The organism is Stutzerimonas sp. KH-1, from assembly GCF_054483855.1.
Genome location: NZ_CM137011.1, coordinates 4,321,266 through 4,340,335, shown reverse-complemented (window position 1 = coordinate 4,340,335; position 19,070 = coordinate 4,321,266). Strand labels below are relative to the sequence as shown.

At 67.1% G+C, this 19,070-nt stretch carries 15 protein-coding genes; 10 read left to right on the top strand and 5 right to left on the bottom strand.

Going from position 1 to position 19,070, the window contains the following annotated elements:
* Positions 1 to 3: 3 nt before the first annotated feature.
* A complete protein-coding gene (locus ACX1DW_RS20665; RefSeq protein WP_125867000.1) occupies positions 4 to 1,176 on the bottom strand; it encodes a Bcr/CflA family multidrug efflux MFS transporter in 1,173 nt (390 codons plus the stop codon).
* Between the two features lie 205 nt (positions 1,177 to 1,381).
* On the opposite strand from ACX1DW_RS20665, the gene ACX1DW_RS20660 reads away from it, so the two are divergent.
* Positions 1,382 to 2,029, top strand: coding sequence for a TetR family transcriptional regulator (locus ACX1DW_RS20660; protein ID WP_267931215.1), 648 nt, complete (start codon positions 1,382 to 1,384; stop codon positions 2,027 to 2,029).
* A 4-nt stretch (positions 2,030 to 2,033) separates the two neighbouring features.
* On the opposite strand, the gene ACX1DW_RS20655 is transcribed toward ACX1DW_RS20660, so the two are convergent.
* Positions 2,034 to 2,225 carry a heavy-metal-associated domain-containing protein gene (locus tag ACX1DW_RS20655; protein ID WP_458992294.1) on the bottom strand — a complete coding sequence of 64 codons (192 nt, stop codon included), beginning with the start codon at positions 2,223 to 2,225 and terminating at the stop codon, positions 2,034 to 2,036.
* Between the two features lie 148 nt (positions 2,226 to 2,373).
* Between ACX1DW_RS20655 and ACX1DW_RS20650 the strand changes: the two genes are divergently transcribed.
* From ACX1DW_RS20650 to ACX1DW_RS20640, 3 genes are all read left to right on the top strand, one after another.
* Complete coding sequence (locus ACX1DW_RS20650; protein ID WP_458992293.1) at positions 2,374 to 4,752, top strand: heavy metal translocating P-type ATPase; 2,379 nt, start codon at positions 2,374 to 2,376, stop codon at positions 4,750 to 4,752.
* A gap of 13 nt (positions 4,753 to 4,765) precedes the next feature.
* Positions 4,766 to 5,209 (top strand): Cu(I)-responsive transcriptional regulator, encoded by a 444-nt coding sequence (gene cueR / locus ACX1DW_RS20645; protein ID WP_267931218.1) that lies wholly within the window; start codon positions 4,766 to 4,768, stop codon positions 5,207 to 5,209.
* Between the two features lie 167 nt (positions 5,210 to 5,376).
* Positions 5,377 to 7,299, top strand: coding sequence for a methyl-accepting chemotaxis protein (locus tag ACX1DW_RS20640; protein ID WP_458992292.1), 1,923 nt, complete (start codon positions 5,377 to 5,379; stop codon positions 7,297 to 7,299).
* A gap of 52 nt (positions 7,300 to 7,351) precedes the next feature.
* On the opposite strand, the gene bfr is transcribed toward ACX1DW_RS20640, so the two are convergent.
* On the bottom strand, positions 7,352 to 7,819 hold the full coding sequence (bfr, locus tag ACX1DW_RS20635; RefSeq protein ID WP_063541945.1) for a bacterioferritin: 468 nt from the start codon (positions 7,817 to 7,819) through the stop codon (positions 7,352 to 7,354).
* Positions 7,820 to 8,064: 245 nt separating this feature from the next.
* On the opposite strand from bfr, the gene ACX1DW_RS20630 reads away from it, so the two are divergent.
* The 3 genes from ACX1DW_RS20630 to ACX1DW_RS20620 are packed head-to-tail and all read left to right on the top strand — an operon-like array spanning position 8,065 to position 13,671.
* On the top strand, positions 8,065 to 9,144 hold the full coding sequence (locus ACX1DW_RS20630; protein ID WP_458992291.1) for an efflux RND transporter periplasmic adaptor subunit: 1,080 nt from the start codon (positions 8,065 to 8,067) through the stop codon (positions 9,142 to 9,144).
* A 4-nt stretch (positions 9,145 to 9,148) separates the two neighbouring features.
* A complete protein-coding gene (locus ACX1DW_RS20625; protein WP_458992290.1) occupies positions 9,149 to 12,193 on the top strand; it encodes an efflux RND transporter permease subunit in 3,045 nt (1,014 codons plus the stop codon).
* Positions 12,190 to 13,671, top strand: a complete 1,482-nt coding sequence (locus ACX1DW_RS20620) for an efflux transporter outer membrane subunit (protein ID WP_458992289.1) — start codon at positions 12,190 to 12,192, stop codon at positions 13,669 to 13,671. The genes ACX1DW_RS20625 and ACX1DW_RS20620 overlap by 4 nt, the downstream gene beginning before the upstream one ends.
* A gap of 88 nt (positions 13,672 to 13,759) precedes the next feature.
* On the opposite strand, the gene ACX1DW_RS20615 is transcribed toward ACX1DW_RS20620, so the two are convergent.
* Positions 13,760 to 14,650, bottom strand: coding sequence for a PA4780 family RIO1-like protein kinase (locus ACX1DW_RS20615; RefSeq protein WP_458992288.1), 891 nt, complete (start codon positions 14,648 to 14,650; stop codon positions 13,760 to 13,762).
* 157 nt (positions 14,651 to 14,807) lie between these two features.
* Here ACX1DW_RS20615 and ada point away from each other — a divergent pair, with 157 nt between their 5' ends.
* The 3 genes from ada to ACX1DW_RS20600 are packed head-to-tail and all read left to right on the top strand — an operon-like array spanning position 14,808 to position 16,971.
* Entirely contained in the window at positions 14,808 to 15,848 is a 1,041-nt protein-coding gene (ada, locus tag ACX1DW_RS20610; RefSeq protein ID WP_458992287.1) for a bifunctional DNA-binding transcriptional regulator/O6-methylguanine-DNA methyltransferase Ada, read from the top strand.
* A 49-nt stretch (positions 15,849 to 15,897) separates the two neighbouring features.
* On the top strand, positions 15,898 to 16,140 hold the full coding sequence (locus tag ACX1DW_RS20605) for a hypothetical protein (protein WP_102838673.1): 243 nt from the start codon (positions 15,898 to 15,900) through the stop codon (positions 16,138 to 16,140).
* 51 nt (positions 16,141 to 16,191) lie between these two features.
* Positions 16,192 to 16,971 carry a TatD family hydrolase gene (locus ACX1DW_RS20600; RefSeq protein WP_458992286.1) on the top strand — a complete coding sequence of 260 codons (780 nt, stop codon included), beginning with the start codon at positions 16,192 to 16,194 and terminating at the stop codon, positions 16,969 to 16,971.
* 9 nt (positions 16,972 to 16,980) lie between these two features.
* Here ACX1DW_RS20600 and ACX1DW_RS20595 read toward each other — a convergent pair whose 3' ends face one another.
* Positions 16,981 to 19,011, bottom strand: a complete 2,031-nt coding sequence (locus tag ACX1DW_RS20595; protein ID WP_458992285.1) for a methyl-accepting chemotaxis protein — start codon at positions 19,009 to 19,011, stop codon at positions 16,981 to 16,983.
* Between the last annotated feature and the right edge of the window lie 59 nt (positions 19,012 to 19,070).

The following is a 19,070-nucleotide window of genomic DNA, read 5'->3' as shown; positions in this document are numbered from 1 at the left end:
ACTTCACTCCGTGCTGGCGCGCGCCGTGCCATAGGCGACGAGCGTCGCCAGCAGCCCGCACAGGCTCATGATTGCCGCCAGCGGCACCGCTGTGCCGTTGTGCAAAGCGCCTATCGCCGAAGCGGCAATCGCTGCGATGGCAAACTGCAGGCTGCCAAGCAGAGCCGAAGCACTGCCGGCATTGGCACGCTGGTCAGCCATGGCGCAGGCCGTGGCGTTCGGCAACAGACAGCCCAGGCAGGACACGCAGCAGAACAGCGGGATCAGCAACGGCCAGAGCGATTCGGGCTGCGCCGCCGCTACCGCCAGCAGCGCCAGCGCACTGCCGAAGAAGAACCACACCCAGCGCCGTACCCAGAATTCCGGCCCGCGCCAGCGCACCAGCCGCACGTTCACCTGCGCCATCAGAATGAAGCCCGCGGCATTGATGCCGAACAGCCAGCCGAAATGCTCGGGCTTGACGCCATACAGCTCGATGAAGACGAACGGCGAACCGGTGATGTAGGCGAACATCCCCGCCATGCACAGCGCGCCGGTCAGCACGTGGCCCATGAAGAAGCGATCGCGGAACAGCCGCAGGTACTGTCCCAGCGCACCGGACATCGGCTGGCGCGGCAGCCCGGCCGGATAGGTTTCCGGTAGCCAGAGCGTGACCGCCACCAGGCAGATTGCGCTGAACAGCGTCAGCAGGATGAAGATCGATGGCCAACCGAAGGTAGCCAGCAACGCGCCGCCCGCCACTGGCGCAAGGATCGGCGCCAAGCCCATCACCAGCATCAGCTGCGAGAACACCTTGGCGCTGGTCATCGGATCGCACAGGTCGCGCACCACGGCACGCGCCACCACCATGCCGGCACAGCCGCCGAGCGCCTGGACGAAGCGCACGCCGATCAGCCAGTCCATGGACGGTGCGAAGGCGCTCGCCAGCGAGGCCAGGGTAAACAGGGTCACGCCGACCAGCAGCGGCCCACGCCGGCCGTAGCGATCGGCCAGCGGGCCATAGACCAGCTGACCGATGGCCAGACCGATGAAATAGGCAGCCAGCGACAGTTGGACATGGTCGACGCTGGTATCGAAGGACTCCGCCAGCAAGGGAAAGGCCGGAAGGTACATGTCGATGGCCAGGGGGCCGAACGCACTGAGCGCGCCCAGGATGAGGAGAATCCGCAGAGACATCAGAAGCTCGCAAGCAGGAAAGAGAAGGAGGCGCGAGGGCCACTCGGTGGACCGTTACCTCGTTCGAGGGTTTGCACCGGCGTGCAAGATGCTGTTACATACACCGCCGATTGTAAACATGCATCGCGACGAGATGCGCCGTTACACTGGCCGCCTCCAACGCTGCTGGACGCCCGAAGCAGCCGCTATCTGCCGAACCTGCCCCATGCGCCGAACCAAAGAAGAAGCCGAGAAGACCCGCATCGCCATCCTCGCCTCCGCCGAGCGGCTGTTTCTGGACAAGGGCGTGGCCCACACCAGCCTCGACCAGATCGCCCGTGACGCCGGTGTGACGCGCGGCGCGGTGTACTGGCACTTCCAGAACAAGGCGCACCTGTTCCATGAAATGCTCAACCAGATTCGACTGCCACCGGAGCAGATGACCGAACGCCTGTGCAGCTGCAATCAGCAGCAGCCGCTGCAGGCACTGATCGCCCTGCGCAACCTGACGGTCGAGGCCATCAGCACCCTGGCCAGCAACGAGCAGAAGCGCCGGATCTTCACCATCCTGCTGCACAAATGCGAATTCACCGATGAATTGCGTGAGGCGGAGGAGCGTCACCACGCCTTCATCAACCAGTTCATCGATCTGTGCGAAAACCTGCTGCGCAACGCCTCGGCCTGCCTGCGTCCCGGCGTCACGCCGCGGCTCGCCGCGCTGTCCCTGCACGCCCTGGTGGTCGGGCTGTTCACCGACTGGACGCGGGACACCGAACTGTTCGCCCCCGAGGTCGATACCAGGGCGCTGATCGACCCGCTGTTCCGCGGCCTGGTCCGCGACTGGCCGGACGATCCCGACCAGCCTGCCGGTTGAGCGATCAGCTCACCTGATAACCCTCTTCGCTGATCGCCTGGCGAATCGCCTGCTTGCTGGCGCTGCTCTGGACCTGCACCGTTCCGGCCGCCAGGTCCACCTGCACCTGTGCCTGCGGGTCCAGCGTCTGGATGGCCTGGGTTACCGCACGCTCGCAGTGGCTGCAGGTCATTCCGCTCACCTTGAATTCTTGCATCGTCGTTCTCCTCGTCTGGTGGAGGCGCCGATTCTCGGGCTTGCCACCCGGGCAAGGTCAAGGTCCCAGCTGTCGCAGATCATGGTGTTGACCTTGCCATAGGGTTAAGGTCGATCCTGCAGCCATCGCAATCCGAGGAGTCACTGCCATGTCCAGCGCCACCCATACGCTGCCGGTCAGCGGTATGACCTGCGCCAGCTGCGCCGGCCGCGTCGAACGCGCCCTGCTCAAGGTGCCGGGCGTCGCCGCGGCCAACGTCAACCTGGCCAACGAACAGGTGCGTATCGAAGGCGATGACCTTGGTGTGGCAACGCTGATCGAGGCCGTGGAAAAGGCCGGCTACGGCGTGCCTGTGCAGAACATCGAGCTGAACATCGAAGGCATGACCTGCGCCAGCTGCGTCGGCCGGGTCGAACGCGCCCTGCTCAAGGTGCCCGGTGTACGCAGCGCCGCGGTGAACCTGGCCAGCGAACGCGCGCATGTCGAAGTGATCGGCACGCCCGCCCCCGCCGTGCTGATCCAGGCAGTCGAGGCTGCCGGCTACCAGGCAAGCGCCGGCGACCAGCAGCAACCCGCACAGGATGCCGAACGACGCCTGCAGCGCGAACGCTGGGCGGTGATCGCCGGCCTGCTGCTGGCCGCACCGCTGGTGCTGCCGATGTTCGGCGAACTGTTCGGGCAGCACTGGATGCTGCCGGCATGGATTCAGTTCCTGCTCGCCACGCCGGTGCAATTCATTCTCGGCGCGCGCTTCTATGTCGCCGGCTGGAAGGCGGTGCGCGCTGGTGCCGGCAACATGGACCTGTTGGTCGCCATCGGCACCAGCGCCGGTTACGGCCTGAGCCTCTATCAATGGTGGGCGACGCCGGCCGGGCAGATGCCACACCTGTATTTCGAGGCCTCCGCGGTGGTCATCGCCCTGGTGCTGCTGGGCAAATATCTGGAAAGCCGCGCCAAGCGCCAGACCAGCGCCGCCATTCGTGCGCTGGAAGCCTTGCGTCCGGACCGCGCGACCCGGGTGATCGACGGCCGCGAGGAGGACGTCGCCATCGCCGCGCTGCGCCTGGGCGACCTGGTGCTGGTCAAGCCTGGCGAGCGTTTCCCGGTAGACGGCGAAGTGGTCGAGGGCGAGAGCCAGGCCGACGAAGCACTGATCAGCGGCGAGAGCCTGCCGGTGAACAAGGCGCCGGGCGACCGCATCACCGGCGGCGCGATCAATGGCGAAGGCCGCCTGCTGGTACGCACCACCGCGCTCGGTGGCGAGACCGTGCTGGCGCGGATCATCCGCCTGGTGGAAGACGCTCAGGCGGCCAAGGCGCCGATCCAGAAGCTGGTGGACAAGGTCAGCCAGGTGTTCGTCCCGGCGGTGCTGGTGATCGCCGTGTTCACCCTGATCGGCTGGCTGCTCACTGGCGCGCCGGTCGAGGTCGCGCTGATCAACGCCGTGGCCGTGCTGGTCATCGCCTGCCCCTGCGCCCTCGGCCTGGCGACGCCGGCGGCGATCATGGCCGGCACTGGCGTGGCGGCGCGCCACGGCATCCTGATCAAGGACGCCGAGGCGCTGGAAGTCGCCCATGCGGTGAATGCCGTGGCCTTCGACAAGACCGGCACGCTCACCTCGGGCAAGCCGCAGATCATCCACCTGCATGCCGTGGACGGCGACGAAGCGCGGATACTGCGCCTGGCCGGCGCCCTGCAGCGCGGCAGCGAACACCCGCTGGCGCGTGCGGTGCTGGAGCGCTGCGAAGCCGATGGCATCACGGTGCCGGATGTGCAGAAGAGCCAGGCCCTGAGCGGCCGCGGCATCGCCGGCACGCTGGATGGCCAGCAGCTGGCGCTGGGCAACCGGCGCATGCTCGAAGAGTACGGCCTGCAGCCTGGCGAGCTGCTGGACACCGCCCAGCGCTGGGAAGCCGAGGGCCGCACCCTCTCCTGGCTGGTGGAACAAGCGCCCGAGCCGCGCATCCTCGGTCTGTTCGCTTTCGGTGACAGCCTCAAGGACGGCGCCGCCGCGGCGATTGCCGGGCTCGCGGCGCGGCATATCCGCAGCCACCTGATCACCGGCGACAACCGTGGCAGCGCGCGAGTGGTGGCCGAAGCGCTGCACATCGATGACGTGCATGCCGAGGTGCTGCCGGCGGACAAGGCCGCCACCGTGGCGGAGCTGAAGAAGGGCGGCGCCGTGGTGGCGATGGTCGGCGACGGCATCAACGATGCCCCTGCCCTGGCCGCGGCGGATGTCGGCATCGCCATGGGCGGCGGCACCGACGTGGCCATGCACGCCGCCGGCATCACTCTGATGCGCGGCGATCCGCGCCTGGTGCCGGCCGCACTGGAGATCAGTCGGCGCACCTACCGCAAGATCCAGCAGAACCTGTTCTGGGCCTTTATCTACAACCTGGTGGGCATTCCGCTCGCCGCCTTCGGCTTTCTCAGTCCGGTGGTGGCTGGTGCGGCGATGGCCCTGTCGAGCGTCAGCGTGGTGAGCAACGCCCTGCTGCTGCGCTCCTGGAAACCGGAAGAATGATCGGGAGCACGCCATGAACATCGGTCAGGCAGCCAAGCACAGCGGCCTCACGGCGAAGATGATCCGCTACTACGAATCCATCGGCCTGCTCACGCCCGCCGGGCGTGGTGCCAATGGCTACCGCCACTACAACGAGCGCGACCTGCACCAGCTGGCCTTCATCCGCCGCGCTCGTGATCTGGGCTTCTCCCTCGAGGAGGTCGGCAAGCTGCTGGCGCTGTGGCAGGACCGCCAGCGCGCCAGCGCCGACGTGAAAGCCCTGGCCGGCGCGCATATCGACGAGCTGAACCGCAAGATCGCCGAGCTGGTCGGCCTGCGCGACACGCTGCAGGAGCTGGTCGACCACTGCCAGGGCGATGATCGGCCGGACTGCCCGATTCTGCAGGGCATCGAGAGCGGCTGCTGCGGCGCCCCGTCATCCCGCTCCTCCCCAGTCACTGCGCCTGGCAAAGGCTGATGCCAACGCGGGCCGCCCCGGCCCGCCGCCCCGCGCCAGCGTTCGCTGCGCCATTCCTCGATTTACATTCAAGTTCGTATGCTCACGGCCGAAAGAGGGCCCGAAGACACCGCGGGCCGCCGGCAAGGCACCCGTCCGGATCGAACTATTCATCAGATTGGAATGCCATGAACAACTGGTTTGCAAACATCGGCGTCAGCAGGAAGCTCGCACTGGGCTTCGGTGCCGTGCTGGTCTTGACCCTCATCCTCGCCTGGAACGGTTGGGGCAGCCTCGGCAGCGTGATCCAGCGCAGCGGCTGGATGACCGAAATCTCGTTGCTGAACAAGACGCTAACCGACCTGCGTATCGCCCGCCTGCAATTCATGCTGACCAATGGCGACAACGAGTCCACCGAGCGCCTGGACAAGAACCTGGGCATCTACCTCGCCCAGCAGACCAAGCTGCTGGAAACCTTCAAGAACCCGGTCAACGTCGCCCAGCTCAAGGAGCAAGCCGGCTACAACGCGCAGTATCAGCATTCGCTGAACGACATGCGCAAGGCCTATGCCCAGGCCAACGCCTCGCGGCAGATCATCGACCAGGCCGCCGGCCGTCTGAGCGAGCTGATGGCTGGCGTGAACCGTCAGGTGCTGCAGCTCTCGGACTATGACGAGGGCCGTTTCGCCCAATTCCAGGCGATCACCCAGATCGAGGACGACGTGCAGCGTGCGCAGTACCTGCTGCGCGTCTACATGAGCAGCCCGGGTGCGGAGGCGGCGAAGGCGATCTACGCCCAGCTCGACGCCGCGCAGGCCACCCTCGGCCGTCATGCCGGCGCACTGGACGCCGACAGCGGCGCGGCGCTGCAGCAGATGCGCACGGTGCTCGGCGAGTACCGCAGCGCCATCGAGGCACTGGAGAAAGCCACCCAGGCAATCGCCAAGGCGCGCCAGGAGATGACCGATCAGCAGAAGGAAATCGTCCGCATCAGCGACTCGCTCTATCAGCTTCAGCTCGACCAGCTCGACGTGGAAAGCGCCGCCGCGCGTACACGCCTGATCGTCAGCGCGTTGCTGGCGCTGGTGCTGGGCATCCTGGCCGCCTGGCTGATCACCCGGCAGATCATCCTGCCGCTGCGTGCGACCCTGGCCGACGTCGAGCGCATCGCCTCCGGCGACCTCAGCGCCACCGCACAGATCCAGCGCCGCGACGAGCTGGGCGTGCTGCAGCGCGGCATCCAGCAGATGGGCGCGACCCTGCGCGAACTGATCGGCGGCATCCGCGATGGCGTCAGCCAGATCAGCGCCGCCGCCGAGGAGCTTTCGGCGGTCACCCAGCAGACCAGCGCCGGCGTGAACAGCCAGAAGGAAGAAACCGACCAGGTCGCTACCGCCATGCACGAGATGTCGGCCACCGTTCAGGAAGTGGCGCGCAATGCCGAGCAGGCCGCGCTGGCCGCCACCGAAGCGGATGGCGAAGCCCGCGAAGGCGATCGCGTGGTCACCGAGGTGGTCGCGCAGATCGAACGCGTGGCCAGCGCCGTGGTGCGCTCCACCGAAGCCATGACCGCACTGCAGGAGGAGAGCGACAAGATCGGCAGCGTGATGAACGTGATCCGTGCGGTGGCCGAACAGACCAACCTGCTGGCGCTCAACGCCGCAATCGAAGCTGCCCGCGCCGGCGAGGCCGGTCGCGGCTTCGCCGTGGTCGCCGACGAGGTGCGCGGGCTGGCGCAGCGTACGCAGAAATCCACCGAGGAAATCGAAGGGCTGGTCGCCGCGCTACAGAACGGCACCCAGCAGGTCGCCGCGATCATGCATACCAGCCGCGACCTGACCGACAGCGGGGTCGAGCTGGCGCGCCGTGCCGGTGCGTCGCTGGGCAGCATCACCCGTACTGTGTCGAACATCCAGGCGATGAACCAGCAGATCGCCGCGGCTGCCGAGGAGCAGAGCGCAGTGGCCGAGGAGATCAGCCGCAGTGTGGTGAACGTGCGTGACGTGTCGGAACAGACTGCCGCTGCCAGCGAGGAAACCGCGGCGTCGAGCACCGAGCTGGCCCGTCTCGGCGGTCAGTTGCAGTCGATGGTGAGCCGCTTCCGGCTCTGACGGAACGTCGAAGCGCCCCGCGAGGCAGGCCCTGCCTCGCGGGGTGGAAGGCTCAGCTGGCCTGGGATTGCAGGTAGTTCTGCAGACCGATGCGGTCGATCAGGCCAAGCTGCTGCTCGAGCCAGTAGGCGTGGTCTTCCTCGGTGTCGTGCAGCTGCAGCGCCAGCATGTCACGGGTCGGGTAGTCACCGTGCTGCTCGGCCAGCGCGATGCCCTGGGCGAGCGCGGCGCGCACCTTGTATTCCAGCGCCAGGTCGTTGCGCAGCATATCCGGCACGCTGTGCCCCGGGTTGATCGGTTCCGGTGTCATGTCCGGGGTGCCTTCGAGAAAGAGGATGCGCTTGAGCAGGGCATCGGCATGCTGCGTCTCCTCCTCCATCTCATGGTTGATGCGCTCGTAGAGCTTGCTGAAGCCCCAGTCGGCGTACATCCGCGAATGCAGGAAATACTGATCGCGCGCCGCCAGTTCGCCGCGCAACAGCTCCTTCAGATAGTCGATTACCGGTGCCTGGCCTTGCATTGCGTATTCCCCATGAGTAATGCGCCTTCAACAGCGGGCAAGCATCCCCGCTGAGTTCACGACGGTCAAGCGCTGCAAAGACGCAGCCGCTCATGCGTCAAGTGTGGCAGAGCATTGGCGAAAATCGACCATCCGGTCACCCCGTTGGCAACAATTTGCCGCCGAACTCCTGCGCCGACGCAGGGCTCTACTGTCAGTCCCAACGGGCGTCAGCGCGCCCGCAACGCGAGCAGCCAGGAGCCCCGATGACGTCAACACGAGCATTTCCAGTGACCCTGGCCTGGTTGACGATCATCGCCTGCGCGCTGCCACTGCTCGGCGGCTGCTCCTCGGAAGCCGAGCCGGCACCCCAGCCGCCGCGGGTGGCGCTGGTCGAGCCGCTGCAGGCAGCCGAGCCGCAAGCCGAGGCACTGCGCTTCTCCGGCGTGGTGCAGAGCGTGACGTCCACGCAGCTGTCGTTCGAGGTGGCCGGGCGTATCGAGCGCATCCTCGTCGACGAAGGTACGCGGGTGCACCGCGGGGAACCGCTGGCACAGCTGGATCGCACCGACTACCGCCTGCAGCTGCGCGAGGCCGATGCGCGCCTGCGTCAACTGGAGGCGGATCTGGCACGCAAGCGCACCCTGCTCGCCGAAGGCATCCTCGCTCCCGCCGCCATCGAAGCGCTGCAAGCCAACACGGTGGCGGCACGGGTGGCACGCGACAGCGCCCAGCGCGATCTCGATCAGAGCACGCTGAATGCACCGTTCGACGGCGTGGTGGCGCGCCGTCTGGCCGAGCCGGACATGGTGGTCGCGGTGGGCACGCCGGTCTTCGAGATGCAGGACAACGGTCATATCGAAGTTAGCGTCGACCTGCCGGAAACCGCCGCCTTGAGCATTCCGCTCGGCCCCGGTCTGCAGGCCGAAGGCGAGCTGGTGATCGCCGATGTGCGCCTGCCGCTGCGCTACAAGGAGCACAGCACCCAGCCGCGTGAAGGCGCGCGGACCTACCGCCTGGTGCTGCAGGGCGAGCCGCCGGAGGGGTACAACCTACTGCCAGGCATGGCCATGCGCGTCAGCATCGAACGTCCGCCGCAGCCGCAGACGACCCACGGCGCCTTCCGCCTGCCGCTGTCGGCGCTGCAGACCGGCAGCGACGGCCAGCACTTCATCTGGCAGGCGGACGATGGCCGCGCGCGGCGGCAGCCGGTGCAGCTCGAGCAGGTCGATGGCGATCAGGCGCTGATTCGCGGTGACGGTTTGCAGGCGCGGATGCCGATCATCGTCGCCGGCGGCAGCAAGCTGCACGACGAGCAGCCGATCGAAGCGCAGGAGCGGAACTGAGCCGATGGATTTCGCCCGCTACGCCATCACCCGGCCGGTCAACATCTGGATTCTGGTACTGATCTGCCTGCTCGGCGGCACCCTCGCCTTTTTCGAGATCGGCCGCCTGGAAGACCCGGAATTCACCATCAAGCAGGCCATCGTCAACGTGCAGTACCCCGGCGCCACGGCGCTGGAGGTCGAGCAACAGGTGACCGAACCGCTGGAGAGCGCGATCCAGCAGATGTCGCAGATCAAGGAGATCCGCTCGCGCTCGATGCCGGGCATCGCCGAGATTCGCGTGGAGATGCAGGACCGCTACGACGGCGATGCGCTGCCGCAGATCTGGGACGAGCTGCGCAACAAGATCAACGATGCCCAGGGCGACCTGCCACCGGGGATCGAACCGCCGCAGGTCAACGACGATTTCGGCGACGTCTACGGCATTTTCTATGCGCTGACCGGCGACGGCCTGACGCTCAAGGAGCTGCACGAGACGGCCAAGGATCTGCGCCGCGCGCTGGTGGCCGCCGACGGCGTCGGCAAGGTCGAGATCGCCGGCGTGCAGGAGGAGCGCATCCTCGTGGAAGTCGACCAGGCGCAGCTGGCCGCGATGGGCATCGCCCCCGACGAGATCGCCGCGGCGCTGGCCGACACCGATGCCGCAGTGGATGCCGGCGGCGTGCATGCCGGCGAGTTTTTCGTGCGCCTGCGCCCGAGCGGCGCCTTCGATTCGCTCGACGAGCTGCGCGCATTGCCGGTCGGCCAGGGCCCGCAGCGGGTCGAGCTGGGCGCCATCGCCAAGCTGTCGCGCGACTACGCCGAGCGGCCGCGGCAGATCATCCGCCACAACGGCCAGGCGGCGCTGACTCTGGGTGTCAGCGGTGTCTCGGGCGCGAACATCGTCGAGGTCGGCCACAGCGTCGAGGCGGCGTTGCAGGCCATCGAACACCGCATGCCACTGGGCGCCGAACTGCATCCGCTGTACGAGCAGCACCGGATCGTCGATGAGTCGGTCAACAGCTTCGCGCTCAACGTGTTCCTCTCGGTGGCCATCGTGGTCGGCGTGCTGTGCATCGCCATGGGACTGCGCGCCGGCGTCATCATCGGCGCGGTGCTGTTTCTCACCGTGCTCGGCACGCTGCTGGTGATGTGGCTGGCGGGCATTGAGCTGGAGCGGATTTCCCTCGGCGCGCTGATCATCGCCATGGGCATGCTGGTGGACAACGCGGTGGTGGTCTGTGACGGCATGCTGGTACGCCAGCGCCAGGGCAAGAACATCCTCGAGGCCTCGCAGGAAACGCTGCAACAGACGCAGTGGCCGCTGCTCGGCGCGACCATCATCGGCATCCTCGCCTTCGCCGGCATCGGTCTGTCCCAGGACACTACCGGTGAGTTCCTCTTCTCGCTGTTTTTCGTCATCGCCGTGTCGCTGCTGCTCAGCTGGCTGCTGGCGCTGCTGCTGGTGCCGCTGTTCGGTCATTACCTGCTGCGCAATGCCAAGACCGGCGAAGACCCCGACGCGGCGTACGACGGCCCCTGGTACAACCGTTATCGGCGACTGGCCGTTGGCGTGCTGCACCGGCCCTGGCTGACCATCGGCGTGCTGGTCGTGCTGACGGTGGTCAGCGCGGTGATCTTCACTCGCCTGCCACAGAGTTTCTTCCCGCCTTCGAGCACGCCGCTGTTCTACGTCAACCTGTTCCTGCCGCAGGGCACGCACATTCGCGAGACCGCAGAGACCGCCTCTGACGTGGAGGCGTATCTGGCGGAGCTGGAGGGCGTCAGCGAAGTGTCCAGTTTCATCGGCGCCGGCGCTTCGCGCTTCATGCTGACCTATATGCCGGAGCAGCCGAATTCGGCGCTGATGCACTTTCTCGTGCGCACCGAAGATGCCGAGCTGATCGACGGGCTGGTGCGGCAGATCAACCAGCAGCTACCGCAACGCTATCCCTCGGCCGATGTCTCGGCCGCGCAGTTCATGTTCGGCCCCAATGCCGAGGCCAAGCTGGAAGCGCGCATCAGCGGCCCGGACATCGAGGTGCTGCGGGCCATATCCGCCGAGGGTCGCAAGCGCCTGCAGGATGAGGGCAAGGTGTTCAACGTGCGCGATGACTGGCGCCAGCAGGTGCTGGTGCTGCGCCCGCAACTGGCACTGGATCGCCTCGCCGATGCCGGCCTGACCCGCCAGGCCGTGGCGCGTGCCCTGGCCGCCGGCAGCGAGGGCCAGCGGGTCAGCCTGCTGCGCGAGCGCGACGAGCTGATCCCGGTATTGCTGCGCGCTGCGCCGGAGGATCGCATCGATAGCGGCGAGCTGCTGCAACGGCTGATCTGGAGCCCCGCCGGCACCGGCTACGTGCCACTGGCGCAGGTCGCCGATGGCGTCGAGCCGATCAGCGAGGACAGCATCATCGTGCGCTACGACCGCGAGCGCACCATCTCCATCCGCGCCGAACCACGCGACGGCGAGAACACCAACGCGGCGCACGAGCGCATCCGCCCGCTGATCGAGGGCATCGAACTGCCGGTCAACTACAGCCTGAAATGGGGCGGCGACTACGAACAGTCCTCCGAGGCCCAGCAGGCGCTGGCGAGCACGCTGGCGGTGCCCTACCTGGCAATGGTGCTGGTCACCGTGCTGCTGTTCGCCAGGGTGCGCCAACCGCTGATGATCTGGGCGGTGGTGCCGATGGCCATCTGCGGCGTGAGCTTCGGCCTACTGCTCACCGGTCAGGCATTCGGTTTCATGGCACTGCTCGGCCTGCTCAGCCTCACCGGCATGCTGATCAAGAATGCCGTGGTGCTGGTGGACGAGATCGACCGGCAGATCGACGACGAGGTGCCGCGCCTGACCGCCATCATCGAAGCCTCGGCGTCGCGCCTGCGCCCGGTGATGATGGCCGCCGGCACCACCGTGCTGGGCATGGTGCCGCTGCTGTTCGACCCGTTCTTCGCCAACATGGCAGTGACCATCATGGGCGGCCTGGGCTTCGCCACGCTGCTGACGCTGCTCGCCGTGCCCTGTCTGTACCTGCTATTGATGAAAGTGCGCCAGGAGGAAACCGCATGAGCGCCAAGCCTCTGGCCGTCCCGCTGCTGCTCGTTCTGGCCCTGGGCGCCTGCACCAGCGCACCGCAGCACCCCGAGCCGCCGCTGCCGGAAGCCTGGTTCAGTGCCGCCGGCAGCCACGCGGCGGATGCCGAGACATTGGCTGCCTGGTGGCGCCAGTTCGACGACCCGCAGCTCAGCGCGCTGGTCGGCCGCGCCATGCAGCAGAACCACGATGTGCGCCTGGCCATGGCGCGGGTCGACAGCGCCCGCGCCCAGCTGCGCCAGTCGCGCGCCGGCCTACTGCCGAGCTTCGACCTGCCCGGCTCGGCCAGCCGCCAGTGGAACGAGAACGATCAGGAAGCCGAACCCGACAGCCCACTGGCCGATTTCATCCCCGACGACGACGTGATCAGCTTCGACACCTGGGAGCTGGCGCTGCAGGCGACCTGGGAGCTGGACCTGTTCGGCGCCACCCGCGCCAGGCGCGACAGCGCCGCCCAGCAACTGCGCTCGGCCGAGGCGCAGACGGTGGCCGCACGCCTGGCCGTGGCCGCCAACACCGCGCAGGGCTATCTGCAACTGCGCGCGCTGCAGGGACAGCGCGCCCTGCTGGTGGAAGGCATTGAGGTGGCCCGCGAACTGGAGCGCATCGCCGGGCTGCTGTTTCACGCCGGCGAGGTGACCCGGCTGGACGTCGAGGCCACATCCGCCGAACGCGCGTCGCTGGAAGCCGATCTGGACGAGCTGGACATTCATCTGGCCGAAGCGCAGCTGGCGCTGGACACCCTGCTCGCCGAGCCGCCGGGCAGCACCGCCGCGCGGCTCGCCGCCAGTGCGCCGGTACCACTGGCCGAGCAGCGCATCGCCCCCGGCCAGCCCATTGACCTGCTGCGCCGCCGTCCGGACCTGATCGCCGAAGCCGCACGGCTGGACGCCGCCGAGCTGCAATCGCTGGCCGCCCGTCGTGATCTGTTCCCCAAGCTGGCGGTGCAGGCCGCGGTTGGCCGCTCCGGCTTCGCCCTGGGCGACGCGGTATCCGGCGCCTCCAACTTCGCCAGGGTCGGCGCGACGTTCGGCCTGCCGTTGCTGGACTATCCTCGCCGCGGCGCCGCCATCGAACTCGCCGATGCCGAGGGCGAGACGGCCTACGTCGCCTTCGAGCAGGCGCTGGCCGCCGCGCTGGAGGAAGTCGAACGGGGCCTGACGAGGATGGCCGGTCAGCAGCGCAGGCACGCATCCCTCAGCCGCACCCGCGAGCACCGTGAACGGGCGCATCGGCTGGCGCAGCGCAGCTACGAGCTGGGTGAGGCAAACCTGAGCGAGGTGCTGGACGCCCAGCGCGGTGCGCTACAGGCCCGCCAGCGCGCACTGGAAGGCCGGACCGCGCTGGCGACGGCGCAGGTGGCGTTGTATGTGGCATTGGGGGGTGGGTGGAAGGCGGCGTCCGCGGATAACGCGGAGGCTGGGGCAAGGTCTACAGGGCAATCGACGCACTGAATACCTTGGCTAAGCGGAGTCTTGGGGTCTCCGCTAGCCAATAACTGCACAGAAGCAGCAGTCTTCGGACTTCGCCAGAGACGGCCGATCAGCCCTTCATCCACGGCGGCTCCGGCGGTTCATCCTTCGGTGCATCGTCAGCGCTGCGCAAGGCCTCCCGGCGCTCCTGCTCGGCCAGCGTGGCCTTGATCTCGCGCATTACCGCATCGATATCCGCGGCATCTTCCGGCTCGGCAAATTCCCCGGTCAGCTCGGTTTCGGTGGTCAGCTTGCCCTGCTCGTACAGCGCCCACATCTCCTTGGCGTAACGGGTGAACTTGAGCTCCGGGGCGAACCGACCGAAATAGGCCGACATGTTGCCGACATCGCGCTCGAGCATTTCGAACGCATGGTTGTTGCCGGCGGCATCCACTGCCTGCGGCAGGTCGATAATCACCGGGCCGTGCTCATCGAGCAGTACGTTGAACTCGGACAGGTCACCGTGCACCAGCCCCGCGCAGAGCATCTTCACTACTTCATGGATCATGAACGCATGGAATTCGCGGGCGTCGTCCGGATGCAGGTCGACGTCATTAAGCCGTGGCGCGGCATCGCCATCCTCGCCGGCGATCATCTCCATCAGCAGCACGCCGTCGAGGAAATCGTAGGGCTTGGGCACCCGCACGCCGGCGTCGGCCAGGCGGAACAGGGCCGCGACCTCAGCGTTCTGCCAGTTCTCTTCCTTCTCCTTGCGCCCGTGCTTGGAGCCCTTGGCCATGGCGCGCGCATCGCGACTGCTGCGCACCTTGCGCCCCTCCTGGTATTTCACGGCCTGCCTGAAGCTGCGCTTGTTGGCTTCCTTGTAGACCTTGGCGCAGCGCAGCTCATCGCCGCAGCGCACCACATACACCGCTGCTTCCTTGCCGCTCATCAGCGGCCGCAGCACCTCGTCGATCAGGCCATCCTCGATCAGCGGTTCGAGTCGTTTAGGCGTTTTCATCAGCGGCTTGCAGGTCCTTCAGTGTGGGGCGGGGCTGCAGGTTACGGCAATCGCATAGCGGCTTCCATGCCTCCCATCGAGTTTGAAAGCACGCTTTGGCTTGGCGCACAGCACGCGCAAAGCCGACAATCGGGCCATCATCTCCTGGAGCACCGCCATGCTCGATGAAGACCGCTACTGGCAGGCGCTGTGCGAGCGCGATGCCGCCTTCGATGGGCGTTTCGTTTTCGCCGTGCGCTCGACCGGCATTTTCTGCCGACCCAGCTGCCCGGCACGGCGCCCGGCGCGTGAGCGGGTGGCGTTCTACGCCGATGGCGAAGCAGCGCGAGTCGCCGGCTTTCGCCCGTGTCGACGCTGTTCGCCGCTGGGGCCGAGTCCGAGCCAGCAACTGGACGCGCTGGTCGTCGCTGCCTGCCGCCTGCTCGATGACGCCGTAACGCCGCTGACGCTGCCGCAGCTGGCCGCACGCATCGGTCTGTCACCGGCGCACCTGTCACGCGCGTTCAAGGCGCGCACCGGCCTGACGCCGCATGCCTGGGCCGCCGCGCGCCGGCGTGAACGCCTCGACGCCCAGCTGCCGAAAGCCGATTCGGTACTCGATGCCGCCCTTGCCGTCGGCTACTCCGGCACCCGTGCGCCCTATGCCGAGGCGCAGGCGCTGAGCCCGGCGCAGCGGCGTCGAAAGGGCGCTGGCGAAACCCTGCGTTACGCTCTGGCCCCCTGCCCGCTCGGCCTGCTGCTCATCGCCGCCAGCGACAAGGGTCTCTGCGCGCTGTTGTTCGGCGATGACGAGGCCGCGCTGGAACAGGAGCTGCGCTCACGCTTCGCCGCCGCCACGCTGCAGCGCGATCAGGCCGGACTGGGCAGTTGGTTGCAAGCGATCGTCGGCCAGCTGGAGGAACCGCAGCGCGCCGCCCAACTGCCCCTCGACCTGCGCGGCACGGCCTTCCAGCAGCGCGTCTGGCAGGCGTTGCAGCAGATTCCAGCAGGCCAGACACGCCGCTACGGCGAGCTGGCGGCAAGCCTCGGCAGCCACGCCCGAGCGGTGGCGCGTGCCTGCGCCAGCAACCCGGTCGGTCTGCTGGTGCCCTGTCACCGCGTGGTTGGTAGCCAGAACGCGCTGACCGGCTACCGCTGGGGGCTGGCGCGCAAGGCGGCATTGCTCGAGCGCGAAGGGCAAGGCGAATCGGGAGCCTGAGCGGATTTCGGCGGTCGGATACTGCAGTACCGACCGCCGGAAGCCTGCCATGACCGAACTGAAGCGTTACCGCATCCACTACCGCATCAACGGCGAGCCCGCTTCGCTGCTGATGAGCTCGTTCGAACTGCCCAGCCTGGAACAGGCCGAACTGGAGATTCTCCTGCACCATGTCCGCGAGCCGCGCGCCGCGGTTGATGCGCCCTGGGAGAATCCGGTGCACCCCAGCGAAGCCAGCCGGCTGAGCGAACTGGGCGTCAGCGATGTTCAGATCGAAGAGGAAAACCGCTGACGAGGCTGTAGCATTGCCGCCCGTTCACCGCCGACCGTACGGAGTCTGCTCGTGCAGCTGATCGACACCCACACCCATCTCGATTTCGATCCGTTCGATGAGGACCGCGCCGCGGTGATCGCCCGCAGCCAGGCCGTCGGCGTCGAGCGCATCGTGGTACTCGGCGTGCATGCCGCCAACTGGCAGCGGGTTTGGCAGCTGGCCGGTGACGAGCCATCGGTATACGCGGCGCTGGGCCTGCATCCGGTGTTCCTCGACGAACATCAGGACGCCCATGTCGAGCAGCTGCGCGACTGGCTGGAGCGCTTGCGCGGCGAGCCGAAGCTCTGCGCCATCGGTGAGATCGGCCTGGATTACTACATCGACAATCCGGACGTCGAGCGCCAGCAGCAGCTGCTCGAAGCGCAGCTGGCGCTGGCCGCGGAGTTCTCATTACCGGTATTGCTGCATGTGCGTCGTGCCCATGCGCCGATGATCGCCACGCTCAAGCGCTACAGGCTCGAACGTGCCGGCGTCGTGCACGCGTTCAGCGGCAGCTGGGAAGAGGCGCAGGAGTATCTGCGGCTGGGCTTCAGACTCGGCCTCGGCGGCGCCGGCACCTGGCCACAGGCACAGCGAATGCATCGGGTGCTGCGACAGCTGCCGCTGGAGGCCATCGTGCTGGAAACCGATGCACCGGACATCCCGCCGGCCGGGCATGCCGGCGAGCGCAACAGCCCGGAATTGCTGCCGGAAATCTGCCAACGCCTGGCCGACCTCAAGGGCATCGCTCCCGAAACGCTGGCCACGGCCAGCTATCGCAACAGCTGCGAACTGTTCGGCTGGCGCTGAGCCGGCCCGTCAGACGCGGAAGGCAGCGATCAGCTGCTGCAGCTGGCCAACCAGCTGGCTCAGTTCGCGGCTCGCCTGCTCGGTATGCCCGGCACCTTCGGCGGTTCGCTGCCCGGCTTCGTTGATGGCGACGATGTTGCGATCGATGTCATGCGCCACCGCCGTCTGCTGCTCGGCAGCCGCGGCGATCTGCTGGTTCTGATCGACGATCAGCCCCACCGCGCCGAGAATGTTCTCCAGCGCCTGCTCCACCTGTGCCGACTGCCCGACCGTTTCCTCGGCCAGGGCATGACTGGCGTGCATGGTCTTCACCGCCGCGCCGACGCCGTTCTGCAGGCGCGAGATCATCTGCTCGATTTCTGCGGTGGACTTCTGCGTGCGTTGCGCCAGGCCACGCACCTCGTCGGCAACCACGGCGAACCCGCGGCCCTGCTCGCCGGCCCGCGCCGCTTCGATCGCGGCATTAAGGGCCAGCAGGTTGGTCTGTTCGGCGATCGCCTTGATCACGTCAAGGACCTGGCTGATCGCCTTGCTGTCGCCGGCCAGCTGATTGATCACCCCCACCGATTGCTCGATCTCGCTGGCAAGCCGCTGGATGCCGCCGACCTGCGCGACCACCAGGGAACGGCCGCTTACGGTTTCCTCGTTGACGCTCTGCGCGCTGCCCACTGCGGCCTCGGCGCTGGTGGCGACCGCCTGGGCGGTGGCTGACATCTCGTTCATCGCGGTGGCCACCTGTTCGATCTGGCCACGCTGTTCGGATACCGTCTGGTTGCTCTCGCCGGATACGCTCTCCACCCGCCCGGCCTGGCGCTCCACCTCGGCAACGGTATGGCCGACGCGCTCGATCAGTTCACGGATCTGCGCCACGGTAGTGTTGAACACCTGGCCCAGCTCGCCGAGCTCATCGCGGCTCTGTACCTGATAGCGCGCGGTCATGTCGCCGGCGGCGACCTTGTCCATGATCCTGCCGAGACTGTGCAACGAGGCGCGCGTCGAAGCGTAGAAGCCGGCATACAGGTAGGCCACCAGACACAACACCACCGCCAGGGCCGAGAGCAGCAGCGTCATCAGCAGGCGCTTCTGTTCCAACCGTTCGGCGAGTTCCACATCGAGAAATGTCAGGATGGCGTCGTTCAGCTCGTAGGTCTTGGCCATCTCGGCGCTGATGCGCTCGTAGAACTGTTCCCATGGCTGGTCCAGCGCGTCGGCCATGATCACCTCGTCCTGCAGGATGTCGCTGCTCGCCTGCAGGGACTCGCGGCTGGCCGTAGCGAAAGCGTCGAGCCGGGTTCGCGCGGCCTGGCTCGCGCCGAGGGCGTCCTGCAACTGTGCGGCGTACTGCGCCTGCTGCTTTTCCAGTTCCAGCACGAGGTTGTCCAGCGTATTGCTGGCATCGGAGTTCAGGTAGCCCTGGCCGAAGGTGTAGGAGCCCACCGCACGTCCTTCGCCGAGCGATGCGCTGATGGCCGGGGTTACCGTGGTCAGCAGCTCGGCCAGCTGACGCACCTCACGCTCGAGATCCTGGCTGAGGCCGGACTGACCGGCGACGAGCTTGATCATCACCTGCGACTGACCCAGCAGCGTCTCGGCCATGGCCGCCTTGGACTGCAGCGATTGCTCGGCCTGGGCAGCCCGCAGACCAGCCACCAGTTCGTCGCGCCGGGCATTGAATTCGGCCACCTGCTCGGGCGCATCGCCAACGGGGGCCAGCGCCTGCAGCTGCGCCGTCAGCTCGCTTTCGACACGGTTCAGACGCGTCTGCAACGCCTCGACATTGCCGGTCTGGCCGATGATCGACTCGATGTGCACGAGGTCTTTCCAATCCTCCATGCTGCGCCGCACCTGCAGTGTCGAGCCGAGCAGCTCGAGACTCTGCAACTCGTTGCGGGTACCGACATACGCTCGGTACGAATCGCGCACCAGATAGTAGTTGCTCAGCAGCATGGGAACGAAGAACAGGACGCTGACCAGACTGAACTTCATGCCGAAGCTCAGGCGGTTCATGAACGCGATGGCGGGATACAACAGGCTATTCACACGACGTCTCCCAATTTTATTGGTATTGGCTTGCACGCAAATTGCAACGCGCAGCAGGG